General features: G+C 65.1%; 11 protein-coding genes. 4 read left to right on the top strand and 7 right to left on the bottom strand.

The features are described 5' to 3' along the window. The first annotated feature begins 3 nt into the window (after positions 1–3). The gene (locus tag BMX85_RS14380; protein WP_090320084.1) at positions 4–810 is read left to right on the top strand and encodes a head GIN domain-containing protein; all 807 of its coding nucleotides are present in this window, start codon (positions 4–6) and stop codon (positions 808–810) included. Here the strand turns inward: BMX85_RS14380 and BMX85_RS14385 are convergent. Beyond that, positions 797–2,044, bottom strand: a complete 1,248-nt coding sequence (locus BMX85_RS14385; RefSeq protein WP_090319096.1) for a TIGR03862 family flavoprotein — start codon at positions 2,042–2,044, stop codon at positions 797–799. The genes BMX85_RS14380 and BMX85_RS14385 overlap by 14 nt on opposite strands. 50 nt (positions 2,045–2,094) lie before the next feature. Here BMX85_RS14385 and BMX85_RS14390 point away from each other — a divergent pair, with 50 nt between their 5' ends. Beyond that, complete coding sequence (locus BMX85_RS14390) at positions 2,095–2,331, top strand: hypothetical protein (protein WP_090320086.1); 237 nt, start codon at positions 2,095–2,097, stop codon at positions 2,329–2,331. Positions 2,332–2,392: 61 nt separating this feature from the next. Here BMX85_RS14390 and moaD read toward each other — a convergent pair whose 3' ends face one another. From moaD to thrC, 3 genes are read right to left on the bottom strand one after another with little or no spacing between them, the layout of a single operon-like run. Beyond that, entirely contained in the window at positions 2,393–2,647 is a 255-nt protein-coding gene (moaD, locus tag BMX85_RS14395) for a molybdopterin converting factor subunit 1 (protein WP_090319099.1), read from the bottom strand. Then, complete coding sequence (glp, locus tag BMX85_RS14400) at positions 2,647–3,885, bottom strand: molybdopterin molybdotransferase MoeA (protein ID WP_229210458.1); 1,239 nt, start codon at positions 3,883–3,885, stop codon at positions 2,647–2,649. Before glp ends, moaD begins: the two co-directional genes overlap by 1 nt. 2 nt (positions 3,886–3,887) lie before the next feature. Then, positions 3,888–5,366, bottom strand: a complete 1,479-nt coding sequence (gene thrC / locus BMX85_RS14405) for a threonine synthase (protein WP_090319105.1) — start codon at positions 5,364–5,366, stop codon at positions 3,888–3,890. Positions 5,367–5,606: 240 nt separating this feature from the next. Here thrC and BMX85_RS30995 point away from each other — a divergent pair, with 240 nt between their 5' ends. Further along, positions 5,607–8,753 carry a bifunctional diguanylate cyclase/phosphodiesterase gene (locus BMX85_RS30995; RefSeq protein ID WP_229210459.1) on the top strand — a complete coding sequence of 1,049 codons (3,147 nt, stop codon included), beginning with the start codon at positions 5,607–5,609 and terminating at the stop codon, positions 8,751–8,753. 9 nt (positions 8,754–8,762) lie between these two features. On the opposite strand, the gene BMX85_RS14415 is transcribed toward BMX85_RS30995, so the two are convergent. Genes BMX85_RS14415 through kbl form a run of 3 tightly spaced genes read right to left on the bottom strand, consistent with a single transcriptional unit; the run spans position 8,763 to position 12,393 of the window. Further along, entirely contained in the window at positions 8,763–10,160 is a 1,398-nt protein-coding gene (locus BMX85_RS14415; RefSeq protein ID WP_090319108.1) for an L-serine ammonia-lyase, read from the bottom strand. A gap of 41 nt (positions 10,161–10,201) precedes the next feature. Continuing rightward, positions 10,202–11,170, bottom strand: a complete 969-nt coding sequence (locus tag BMX85_RS14420) for an NAD-dependent epimerase/dehydratase family protein (protein WP_090319111.1) — start codon at positions 11,168–11,170, stop codon at positions 10,202–10,204. Between the two features lie 17 nt (positions 11,171–11,187). Next, entirely contained in the window at positions 11,188–12,393 is a 1,206-nt protein-coding gene (kbl, locus tag BMX85_RS14425) for a glycine C-acetyltransferase (RefSeq protein ID WP_090319114.1), read from the bottom strand. Positions 12,394–12,584: 191 nt separating this feature from the next. Between kbl and BMX85_RS14430 the strand changes: the two genes are divergently transcribed. Then, on the top strand, positions 12,585–13,160 hold the full coding sequence (locus BMX85_RS14430; RefSeq protein WP_090319117.1) for a helix-turn-helix domain-containing protein: 576 nt from the start codon (positions 12,585–12,587) through the stop codon (positions 13,158–13,160). Positions 13,161–13,175: the final 15 nt, after the last annotated feature.

Raw genomic sequence — 13,175 nt, forward strand, 5'->3', positions numbered from 1 at the left:
TTGATGCGTGCATTACTCAAAATCGGAATCGGGCTGTTGCTGCTGTCGTTCTTGCTGATCGGCGTGACCTACAGCATGCTCAAGGCCTACGGCACCACCAGCCCGACCAGCGTGGCCGGCCGCACCTTGAGCGGCGAAACCCGCAAGGTCGACGCGATGGCGGTGACCGTGGTGCTGGAGGGGCCGATCGACTTGATCCTGACCCAGGGGCCGACGGCGTCGATGAAGGTGCGTGGCGAGCAGCGCTCGCTGGCCAATATCGAAACGATACAGGACGGGCGCGATCTGCACATCGGCACCAAGGGCATGCTGCTCAATCCTAAACACCGCCTGCAGGTCGAACTGGTGCTGCCGATGCTGGAAGAGCTGACCGTGCGCAGCAGCGGCGACACCAAGGTGTCCGGTTTCAGCGGCGACAGGCTGGAATTGCGGCTGCACGGCTCCGGCAACGTGAACTTTTCGGGGCGCTATCGCAATCTGGTGGCCGGGGCCCATGGCAGCGGCAACCTGCATCTGAACGCCGGCAGCAGCGAGCATGTGGAGTTGGAGCTGGTCGGTTCCGGGGAGATCAAGTCGTCGGGCAGCTGCAAAACGCTGGACGCGCAGTTGACCGGCTCCGGCGACCTGGATGCGCGCCACCTGGCGGCGGACAAGGTGACGGTGGACTTGAAGGGTTCGGGCACCAGCCATGTCTTCGCCAAGCAGTCGGCGGATCTGACCTTGCGCGGCAGCGGCGACATCCGGGTGCTGGGCAATCCGGACCAGCGCAACGTGAACCGCAGCGGTTCGGGTGACGTCAGCTGGGAGTAGAACGGATAGCCTGCCAGGCCAGGGCGTCACGCCCCGCCGCGAGCCCGCTGGCCAGACACGCCGTCAGCAGATACCCGCCTGTCGGCGCCTCCCAATCGATCATCTCGCCGGCCACGAACACGCCCGGCGCCGCCTTCAGCATCGTGCCCTCCAGCGCATCCCAGCGCACCCCGCCCGCGCTGCTGATCGCCTCGTCGATCGGCCGCGGACGCACCAGCCGCACCGGCAGCATCTTGATCGCCCGCGCCAGCCGGTCCGGATCGCCGTATTCCTCTTTGCCCAAACATTCGCGCAACAGTCCCGACTTGACGCCCTTGACCCCCAACCGGCTTTGCAGATGACTGGCCAGCGAGCGCGCGCCGCGCGGGCGCGACACTTCATCGGACACGCGCTGCGCCGACAAATCCGGCAGCAGATCCAGATAAATCGTCGTGCCGCCATCGGCCGCGATCTGGTCGCGCAGCGCCGCCGACAGCGCGTAAATCAGGCTACCCTCGACGCCTCCGGCGGTAACCACGAACTGCCCCTGTTTGCGGAACTGCTTGCCATCCGCCCCGGTCGAGATGACCGCGACGGTGGTCAGCGGCTCGCCGGCGAACCGGCTGCTGAAATGCTCGCTCCAGTCGACATCGAAGCCGCAGTTGGCCGGCACCAGTGGCGCCACATCGACTCCGCGCGCCGTCAGCAGCGGCACCCAGGCGCCGTCGGAACCCAATCGCGCCCAGCTTGCGCCACCCAACGCCAGCACCACCGCGTCGGCGTGCACCGATACCTCGCCGTCGGGCGTTTGCAGCAGCGGGACGCCGTCGCGCCACCCCAGCCAACGGTGACGCATGTGAAACCGCACGCCGCCTTCGCGCAACCGGTGCAGCCACGCGCGCAGCAAAGGCGCGGCCTTCATATCGGTCGGAAAAACCCGGCTGGACGTGCCGACAAACGTCTCCACGCCCAGGCCATGCACCCAGTCGCGCACGTCCTGCGGGCCGAACGCGTCGAGCATCGGCCTTAACGCGGCGGCGGCGGCGGCGTAGCGCGGTACGAATTCCGCATACGGCTCGGCGTGGGTGATATTCATCCCTCCCCGTCCGGCCAGCAAAAACTTGCGCCCGACCGACGCCATCGCGTCGTACACGTCCACCTGCGCGCCGCCCTGGGCCAGCGTTTGCGCGGCCATCAGGCCGGCGGGCCCGCCACCGATGACGGCGACGCGAAAAGGTGTCAAACTAGACTGCATGCATTCGGTCCGATACGATCGAGATAAAGAACAATATTATTGGAGACATGATGGGCACGACTTTTTGGATTAAACGCTATTTGCTGGCCGCCGTGCCGTTGTTTGCGATCCTGGCCGCCGTCGAATGGTTCAAGGGCTCGACCTCGCGCAACGATTATCTGAGCGCCGCCGCCTGGGCGCTGTTGGCGGCCGCGCTGTTCACGTGGAGCGCGTGGCGCCGCTATCGCGAAGCCGAAGCGCGCGCCGGGGTTGCACCGACGCCGCCTGCGCGCAAAACCGGCAAATAACCGTGGCGGCGGTCCGGCCGCCGCCCCTCCGCCGCCGCCCTCCGCCGTCTGATCCGCCGGCTTAGCCGCCGGTCACCGGCGGGAAGAACGCCACCTCGGCGCCGTCGGCGACGGGACTGTCGGCGCCGCACATGATCTGGTCGCAGGCCATGCGCAAGGCCGGACTGCCCAGCGCCTGCCCCCACGCGTCGCCGCGCGCCGCCAGATGGGCGCGCAACTCGCCGACCGTTGTCACGGATGTCGGCAGAACCAGCGTCTCCGACGAGGCGCCAACGGCCTCGCGCACGCTGGCGAAAAATTTTACGGTAACAGCCATTAGTACATCAACTCGCTAAACGGAATAAACCGGACCATGCCTCCGGCGGAGATGGTGGTGCCGGGAGGGTTGTCGATCACGCCATCGCCCCAGACGGTCGATGTCAGCACGCCGGAACTCTGGTTGCTGAACAATTCAAGTCCGCCGGCGGCGTTGATGCGCGCACGCAGGAACTCGTTGCGCTTGTCGGCCTTGGGCAGGTCGAAATCGGCGCGCATGGAGAACGCGCGCGGCGCGATCTCGCCGGACACGCCCTGCAAGCGCAGGATGAACGGCCGCACGAACATCAGGAAGGTGATAAAGCTGGCCACCGGATTACCCGGCAGGCCGAGGAAGAATGCGTCCTTGACCTGGCCGAACGCCAGCGGCTTGCCCGGCTTGACGGCGATCAGCCACATATTCAGCTTTCCTTCCGCCTCGACCGCCGGCTTGACGTGGTCCTCCTCGCCGACGGAAACGCCGCCGGAGGTGATGATCAGATCATGCGCCTGGGCGCTTTCGCGCAGCACCGAACGGGTGGCCTCGAGCGAATCGGGCACGATGCCGTAGTCGGTGATCTCGCAGCCCAGGTTCTCCAGCAGCGCGCGCAAAGTGAAGCGGTTGGAATTGTAGATGGCGCCGGGCGCCAGCGGCTCGCCCGGCATGGTCAATTCGTCGCCGGTGAAGAAAACGGCCACGCGCAGCTTGCGCTTGACCGGCAATTCGGCCAGGCCGACCGACGCCGCCAGACCCAGCTCCTGGCTGCGCAGGCGCGCGCCGGCCGGCAGGATCACGCTGCCGTTGGTGATGTCCTCGCCGGCGCGGCGTATCCATTCGCCCGACCTGGGCGCGTGCCGGATGGTGACCAGGTTGCCCACCAACTCGCACTGCTCCTGCATGACGACCGCGTCCGCGCCCTCGGGGATGTGGGCGCCGGTGAAGATGCGGGCGGCGGTACCCGGCAGCAAAGGCTGGCCGACATGGCCGGCCGGTATCCGCTGCGACACCGTCAGCACCGCGTCGCCGCCGGCGCAATCGGCGGCGCGCACCGCGTAGCCGTCCATCTGGGTGTTGTCCATGCCCGGCACATTCATGCCCGAGACCTGCGCGTGGGCCAGGATGCGGCCGTTGGCGTTCAGCGTCGGCACCGTTTCGGTGTCCGCCACGGGACGCGCGGCGGCCAGCATCAATGCTTGCGCCTCGGCGACGGCCAGCATCGGCCTCGGTGGCGGTTTGGACGGGGACAGCGGTGCGCTCATGATCACAGCCCGGTGTTGGCGGCGATGTAAGCCTTCATCTTCTCGACGTCGGGCTTCATGACCACGAACTTTTGCGGCAGGTCTTCGATGTTCTCGAAACCTTGCGGACGTTCGGCGTCCTCGCCCAGCGCGTCGAGGATGGTTTCGTTGAACTTGGCCGCCAGCGCGGTCTCCAGCACGATCATCGTCACGCCGGGTTCCAGGTTCTCGCGCGCGACCTTGATGCCGTCGGCGGTATGGGTGTCGATGACGATGCCGTAATCGTCGGCGACGTCGCGGATCGTGTCCAGGCGGTCGTCGTGGGTCGATTTGCCGGACTTGAAGCCGTACTTGGACACCAGCTTGAATTCGTCGCCGTCGCTGCCAGGCTTGCCCGACAGGTCGAAGCCGCCCTGGGTCTCCACCTTGTGGAACAGCGCGCGGGTGCGCTCGCCGTCGCGGCCGACCAGGTCGTAGATGAAGCGCTCGAAGTTGGACGCCTTGGAGATGTCCATCGACGGGCTGCTGGTGTGGTAGGTCTCGGCCGACTTGCGCACGCGGTACACGCCGGTGCGGAAGAATTCGTCGAGCACGTCGTTTTCGTTGGTGGCGGCGATCAGCTTGTCGATCGGCAGGCCCATCATGCGGGCGATATGGCCGGCGCAGATGTTGCCGAAATTCCCCGACGGGACGGTGAACGAGACCTTCTGGTCGTTCGACGTGGTGGCCGACAGGTAGCCGCGGAAGTAGTACACCACCTGCGCGACCACGCGCGCCCAGTTGATCGAGTTGACGGTGCCGATCTTCTGTTTGGTCTTGAACGGCAGGTCGTTGGACACCGCCTTGACCATGTCCTGGGCGTCGTCGAACACGCCCTCGATGGCGATGTTGAAGATGTTCGGGTCCTGGAGGCTGAACATCTGCGCGGTCTGGAAGGCGCTCATTTTCTGGTGCGGCGACAGCATGAAGACCCGGATGCCCTTCTTGCCGCGCATCGCGTATTCGGCCGCGCTGCCGGTGTCGCCAGAGGTGGCGCCGAAAATATTCAGTTCCGCGTCCTGCTTGGCCAGCGTGTATTCGAACAGATTGCCCAGCAACTGCATCGCCATGTCCTTGAAGGCCAGGGTCGGGCCGTTCGACAGCGCCTGCAGCACCAGTTTGGTGCCGTTCGGGCCCTCTTCGAGCACGCGCAACGGCGTGATCTGGCTGGCCTTTTCGCCGGCGCGGGCGTTGCGGTAGACTTCCTTGGTGTAGGTCTTGGCGGTCAGCGCGCGCAGGTCCCCTTCCGGAATGTCGGTCGCGAACTTCTTCAATATCTCGAACGCCAGGTCGGCGTAGGACAGCTGGCGCCACGCGTCAAGCTCCGCGCCGGTCACCTGCGGGTAGGCCGACGGCAGGAACAGGCCGCCGTCGACGGCCAGGCCGCCGAGCAGAATGTCCGAAAATTGTTGGGGAGATGACGAAGCGGCCGATGCGGCGGCGCGGGTAGACACGTAGTGCATAGATTAGAAAGTCCGGTTGGGCTGACAAGGTTGGCTGGCAGCTATTGGCAGAACGTTACAAAGCGAGCGGATATTATAGTGCGCCTCGCCGTTTCCGGTGCGATTGCCGTTGTTTTATGGTTATGCGCCGGCCCCGGCGGCCATGTTCGGTTGGCGCGCGCTGGTTTGTCTGTCATTCCAGCAATATACTGAACCAGCCACCCCCAGCGCTGTTTCCATTTTCCGCCGCCGCCGCAATCGATGATGATGACGTCCCCCGCACTCCGCAAAGCCGCCCCATTCGCCAGCATGCTGTGGGCCTGCTTCAGCGCCCTGTTCATCGTCACCATCGCCTTCCTGCTGTACGTGTGGACCGAAAAGCGCATCGACCGCGCCAACGAGCTGCGCTACGTCTCCCGCAGCCTGGTGGAGGAACTGCGGCAATCGTCGGACGACCTGACCCGCATGGCGCGCACGTATGTGGCCACCGGCGACCCCAAATACCGGAAAAATTATCAGGAGATTATCGATATCCGCGACGGCCGCCAGGCGCGCCCGCAAAGCTACGACAATGTCTATTGGGACCTGGTGCTGGAACAGCAGCAGCGGCCCAGGCGCGACGGCCATCCGGTCGCGCTGATGGAACTCATTCAAAACACTCCGTTCACACCGGCCGAGTTGTCGCTGCTGACCCGGGCCAAGGACGAATCGGACCGCCTGACGGCGATCGAAAACAAGGCGCTGGCGATGCGCGACTTCGGCGGCGACGATCCGATGGCCGTCGCCGCCGCCCTGGCCCTGCTCTTCGACGACACGTACCACCGCGCCAAGGCCGCCATCATGGAGCCGATCGCGCAGGTGAACGAGAGCGTCGAGCGGCGCAGCCTGGAGGCGGTCCGCTCGACGTCGGCCGAGGCCAACCTGGCCAGGGCCGGCTTCATGCTGGTCGCGCTGATCCTGCTGGCGTTGTTGTGGCGTGCCAAGCGCAACCTCGACACGGCGCTGGGCTGCTCGGTCGAGCAATTGCAGACCGCCATCGGGCGGCTGGGCCGGGGCGATGTCAGCGAACCGCTGGTGGTGCGCGACGGCGCCGGGGAAAGCGTCTGGACCTGGCTGGCCGGCATGCAGCGCAACCTGGCCAGGCTCGATTCCGAGCGCGGACTGGCGCTGGCGCGCTCGCAGCGCGTCGGCCGCCTGTACGCGGCGCTCAGCCAGTGCAACCAGTCCATCGTGCGCAGCACCAGCGAACAGGAACTGTTCGACGATATCTGCGGCGCGGTGGTCACCTACGGCGGCATGTCGATGGCCTGGATCGGCATGATCGACGCCGCCGGCGATGGCCAGCCGAGCAACGTATCGCCGGCGGCGTGCGCCGGCGACGGCACCGAGTACCTGAACAATCTTGGCATCTCGCTCGACGAAGAGCTGCCGGAGGGGCGCGGACCGATCGGCGTGTGCCACCGCAGTGGCGAGCCTTACTGGTGCCAGGACTTCCTGAAGTCGCCGGAGACGGCGCCCTGGCACGCGCGCGCGGCGCGCTATGGCTGGGCGGCATCGGCGCACCTGCCGCTACGGCGCCAGGGCCGGATCGTCGGCTTCTTCTCGGCCTATTCCACCACCACCGAGGTGTTCGACGCCGAGGTGCGCGAGCTGTTCGTCGAGATGGCGCTCGACATCGAATTCGCGCTGAAGAACTTCGACCACGACCGCAAACGCGAGCTGACCGAGGCCTCGCTGCGCAAAAGCGAGCAGCACCTGCGCACCATCATCGAGACCGAACCGGAATGCATCAAGGTGGTGGACGCCCATGGCCGGCTGCTGGAAATGAACGCGGCGGGCCTGAAGATCCTCGAGGCGGATTCGCTCGAGGAGCTGCAAAACCACGTGCTCACGGACCTGATCCTGCCGGAGTACCGCGACGCCTTCATCGCGCTGCACCAGCGCGTCATCAACGGCGAGAACGGCCATCTGGAATTCCGCATCCAGGGTTTGAAGGGCGGCCAGCGCTGGCTGGAGACCCACGCGGCGCCGATGTACGGCGCCGACGGCGAGCAGCGCATGCTGCTCGGGATCACACGCGACATCACCGACCGCAAGCTGGCCGACGAGCGGATACAGTACCTGGCGCATTTCGATCCACTGACCGGCCTGCCGAACCGCGCGCAGCTGCAGGAGCACACGCTGCACGCGCTGGCGCTGGCGCGCCGCAACCGCGAATCGATGGCGCTGATGATGCTCGACCTGGACCACTTCAAGGACATCAACGATTCGCTCGGCCACAGCGTCGGCGACGGCCTGCTGTGCGAGCTGGCCAAGCGCCTGCGCCAGGGCCTGCGCGAGGAGGACATCGTGGCGCGCCTGGGCGGCGACGAGTTCATCTTCGTGCTGCAAAAAGCGGAATCGCAGGACGCGGCCGAAGTGGCGCGCAAGCTGATGGATCTGATCGCCCAGCCGTTCCGGGTCGGCACGCACGACCTGAAGGTGACGGCGTCGATCGGCATCGCCCTGTTCCCGGCCGACGGCGCCGACATGGAAACGCTGCTGCAACGCGCCGACGCCGCCATGTACCAGGTCAAGCACGCGGGCCGGCACGACTTCCGTTTTTTCACGGCCGCCATGCAGCAGCGCGCGGCGCGCCATCTGCAATTGGTCAACGCGCTGCGCTATGCGCTCGAGCGCGACCAGATGCAGGTGGTGTATCAGCCGCAGGTGTCGCTGCCGGAGCAACGCATCATCGGCGCCGAGGCGCTGCTGCGCTGGTCGACGCCGGAGCTGGGCGTGGTATCGCCGGTCGAATTCATTCCCGCCGCCGAGGAGAGCGGACTGATACTGCCGATCGGCGCATGGGTGCTGCGCCAGGCCGTGCGGCAGGCGCGCGCGTGGCTCGACGATGGCTTGCCGCCGCTGGTCATGGCCGTCAACCTGTCAGCCACGCAGTTCCGCAATACCGATCTGCCGGAACTGATCACGCAGATCCTGCAGGAGGAAGGCTTGCCGCCGGAGTATCTGGAGCTGGAGCTGACCGAAGGCGTGGCGCTGAACGATCCGCAGGGCGCCATCGCCATGATGAACAACCTGCACGAGCGCGGCATACGGATGTCGATCGACGATTTCGGCACCGGCTATTCGTCGCTCAGTCACTTGAAGAAGTTCAAGGTGTACAAGCTAAAGATCGACAAGTCGTTCGTGCGCGATATCAGCACCGACGCCGAGGACAAGGCGATCGTCAGCGCCATCATCAACATGGCGCGCAGCCTGGGACTGAAGACGATCGCCGAAGGCGTGGAGACGGCCGAGCAGCTGGAGTTCCTCCAGCAGCAGCATTGCAACGAGATGCAGGGCTATTTATTCAGCAAACCGGTGCCGGAACAGGCGTTCCGGCAGCTGATGCTGGAGGTGGTGACGTAAGTTCGCGCCTCAGCAGGCCGCGTGGTTGACGGTGATGACGTGGATCGCCAGGCCGCCGAGCGAGGTTTCCTTGTACTTGGCCTGCATGTCGGCGCCGGTCTGGCGCATCGTTTCGATCACTTCGTCGAGGCTGACGAAATGCGTGCCGTCGCCCTTCAGCGCCAGTGACGCCGCGGTAATCGCCTTGACCGCGCCCATGCCGTTACGCTCGATGCAGGGAATTTGCACCAGCCCGCCGATCGGATCGCAGGTCATGCCGAGATGATGCTCGATGCCGATTTCGGCGGCGTTCTCGATCTGGTTGTTGGAGCCGCCCAGCGCCGCCACCAGGCCCGCGGCCGCCATCGCGCAGGCCACGCCAACCTCGCCCTGGCAGCCGATTTCGGCCCCCGAGATCGACGCGTTACGCTTGCACAGCATGCCGATGGCCGCCGCCGTGAGCATGAAGTCGCGGATGCCGGTGACCGGATCGCTCGGCTTGCAGTCCTCCGCGTAGTAGCGCAGCACCGCCGGAATGATGCCGGCCGCGCCGTTGGTCGGCGCCGTGACCACGCGGCCGCCGGCCGCGTTTTCCTCGTTGACGGCCATCGCGTACAGGCTGACCTGGTGCAGCGCGTCGTGCGGCAGCTGGTTCGCCCGGCTGTCGCTGGACTGGGATTGCGTCCACAGGTTGGCGGCGCGGCGCTTGACGTTCAAGCCGCCCGGCAGCCGGCCGGCCGTTTCCAGACCATGTGCGATGCAGTCGCGCATGACGTGCCAGATCTTGTCGATGCCGGCGTTCAGTTCATCCTCGCTGCGCTTGAGGCGTTCGTTCGCGCGCAGCATTTGCGGGATCGTCAGGCCGCTCGCTTCGCCATGGGCCAGCAGCTGGTCCATGGTGTCGAACGGGTACGGGATCGCCGAGGCGGCGGCGGCGCCGTCGCCGCTGGAGGGCATCTGCGGCGCCTCGCCCTCCTCCTTGATGAAACCACCGCCCACCGAATAATAGACCTTGCTGGTGGTGGAACCGTCGGCGCGGGTCAGCGTGAAACGCATGCCGTTGGGGTGTTCGGCCAGCGACTCGGCCATGTGGAAGATCAGGTGCTTGCCACGTTTGAACGGCACCGCATGGCTACCCAGAAGCTTCAGCTCACCCGCCGTTTCGGCTTCGGCCAGTTGGCCTTCGACCCGCGTCGGCACCACGTCCTGCGGCGTCTCGCCCATCAAGCCGAGAATCACCGCCTTGTCGGTCGCGTGGCCGATGCCGGTCAGCGCCAAGGAGCCATACAGCTCGGCGCTCACCTCGGTGACATCGTCAAGCGGAGCGCAGTCGAGCAGGAAACGGCGGGCCGCCACCATCGGTCCCACCGTGTGGGAACTCGACGGCCCGATGCCGATCTTGAACAAATCGAATACGCTCATGTCCATCAGTTGTCTCTCTTTTTTTATAGTGTGGTTGCTGGTGTTGATTACGCTGCTTTGCCGAGACTGACGTCGACGTTGGCCAGCATGTCGGTCACCATCTCCTCGATGCCGACGCGGGCTTTCCAGCCCCAGTCGGCCGTCGCGGTGGCATCGTCCAGGCTTTGCGGCCAGGTGTCGGCGATGGCCTGGCGGCTGTCGGGCTTATAGGCGATTTTGAAGTCCGGTACGGCGCGCGTGATCGCTGCGGCCAGTTGCTCCGGGTTGAAGGACACGCCGGCCACGTTGTAGGCCGAACGCACCTTGACCTGTTCGGCCGGCGCTTCCATCAGTTCGATGGTGGCGCGGATCGCGTCAGGCATGTAGATCATCGGCAGCGTGGTCTGCGGGCCGAGGAAGCATTCATAGCGCTCGCCGCGCAGCGCCGAATGGAAGATCGCGATCGCATAGTCGGTGGTGCCGCCGCCCGGTGGCGACTTGAAGCTGATGATGCCCGGGTAGCGGATGCTGCGCACATCGACGCCGTACTTGATGAAGTAGTACTCGCATAGCCGCTCGCCGGCCAGCTTGCTGATGCCGTAGATCGTGGTCGGGTCCATCACCGTCGTTTGCGGCGTGTTCACGGCAGGCGTGTTCGGGCCGAAAGCGGCGATCGACGACGGCCAGAAGACCTTGAGCGGTTTGCCGATGATGCCGCGCTCGCGCGCCACTTCCAGGATATTCAGCAGGCCGTCCATGTTCAACGTCCAGGCCTTGAGCGGTGCCGCTTCGCCGGTGGCCGACAGCATCGCCGCGAGTTGGTACACCTGCGTGATGCCCTCCTCCGTCACCAGCGTGGACAGCGCCTGCTTGTCCAGCACGTTGAGCGGCGTGTAGCGCGCCGCGTTGTACAGATTGGTCGGGCTGATGTCGCTGGCGATGACGTTTTGCGCGCCGTGCCTGGCGGCCAGCGCCTCCACCAGTTCACTGCCGATTTGGCCGTTGGCGCCGATGACGAGGATGCGTTGTTGTTCCATTTTGATTCCTGACTGTTTTATTTTTTAAGCAGGCCAAGCTCTGTGCCCGCCTGTTCGAATGCTTTGAGCACGGCGTCCAGCTGTGCGCGGGTATGCGCGGCAGACAGTTGGACACGCACGCGCGCCTGGCCCATCGGGACCACCGGGTAGAAGAAGCCGCTGAGCAGAACGCCCAGCTCATACATTCGTGCTGCGAATTTCTGCGCCACGGGCGCATCGAACAACATGACAGGAACCACGGGATGCGTACCCGGCTTGATGGTAAAGCCGATACGCTCGATCTCCTTGCGGAAGTAGGCGGTGTTCTCGTGCAGGCGGTCGCGCAGTTCGGTCGACTGCGACAGGCGTTCCAGCACCGCCAGCGAGGCGCCGGCGATCGATGGCGCCAGCGTGTTGGAGAACAGGTAGGGACGCGATTTCTGGCGCAGCATGTCGATCACTTCCTTGCGTGCGGAGGTGAAGCCGCCCATCGCGCCGCCCAGGGCCTTGCCCAGCGTACCGGTGATGATGTCGATGCGGCCCATCACGTTGTGGTGCTCGTGCGTGCCGCGGCCGGTCGCGCCCATGAAGCCGGAGGCGTGGCATTCGTCGATCATCACCAGCGCGCCGTATTTGTCGGCCAGGTCGCAGATCTTGTCCAGCTGGGCGATGGTGCCGTCCATCGAGAACACGCCGTCGGTGACGATGACTTTATGGCGCTTGTCGGCGGCCGCTTGCAGCTGCGCCTCCAGGTCGGCCATGTCGTTGTGGGCGTAGCGGAAGCGCGCCGCCTTGCACAGGCGGATGCCGTCGATAATGGAGGCGTGGTTCAACGCGTCGGAGATGATGGCGTCGTTCTCGTCGAACAGCGGCTCGAACACGCCGCCATTGGCGTCGAACGCGGCCGCGTACAGGATCGTGTCCTCGGTGCCGAGAAATTTGGAGATCGCCTGCTCCAGCTGCTTGTGCACGGTCTGGGTGCCGCAGATGAAACGCACCGACGACAGGCCGTAGCCGTATTTTTCGGTCGCCTCGATCGATGCCTTGGCCACCCACTCCTCGCCGGACAGGCCGAGGTAGTTGTTGGCGCACATATTGATCAGGGTGCTGCCATCCTGGGCGACCACTTCGGAACCCTGGCGCGAAGCGAGCACGCGCTCCGGCTTGTACAGGCCCTGATCGCGCAATTGATCGAGGTTTTGCTGCAGGCCGCTGAAGAAAGTGCTTTTTGCTTGGTCGCTCATGATGGTCCTTGTATGTGGTACGATTTCAGCAGATTTTCACTGCCTTATGAGAAATCCGTTATGTCGAACTCAAATTCAATATATCGAATCTTACAGAGAACCAGTGAACTGCGCAAGACGGGAGCATGCGGTTCTGACCGCGTTTTTCCGACAGATTTACTTAGAATTTAGCCTATCCGCCGAATAAAACAATGAAAACACCTGTTTCGACGAACGCACCACCCGAGGTCGGCGCCGCCCTGCAACGTTTGCGCCTGGCGCGCGGCCTGACGCTGGAAGACCTGTCGCGCATCGCCGGCGTCTCCAAATCGATGCTGTCGCAGATCGAGCGAGAGAAGGCCAATCCAACCATCGCGATCACCTGGCGGCTGTCCAACGCGTTGGGGGTGCAGATCGGCGAACTGCTGGCGACGGCGGAGAAGGAATCCGAGACCATCCGCGTGCTGGATGCCCACGAAACCCCCACCCTGCCCGGCAACCACGCCGGCTACGTGCTGCGCATCCTCGGGCCGATGGAGCTGGCGGGTAAGTATGAATGGTATGAGCTGACCTTGTCGCCCGGTGGCGAACTGGCGTCGCAAGGGCACGATCCGGGGGCGCAGGAGCACGTCACGCTGCTGCATGGATCGGTTGAGGTGGAAGTTGGCAATACCAAGAAGAAGGTGAAACTGGGCGGCACGGCGCGCTACCCTGGCGACCAGCAGCACACCATCCGCAATGTCGGCAAGACCGAGGCGAAGGCGCTGCTGGTGGTGATACACCGCTGACCCGGGGCCGGGCCA

The sequence above is a fragment of the Duganella sp. CF517 genome, assembly GCF_900110275.1.
In the GTDB taxonomy this organism is placed as follows: Bacteria; Pseudomonadota; Gammaproteobacteria; order Burkholderiales; family Burkholderiaceae_D; genus Rugamonas.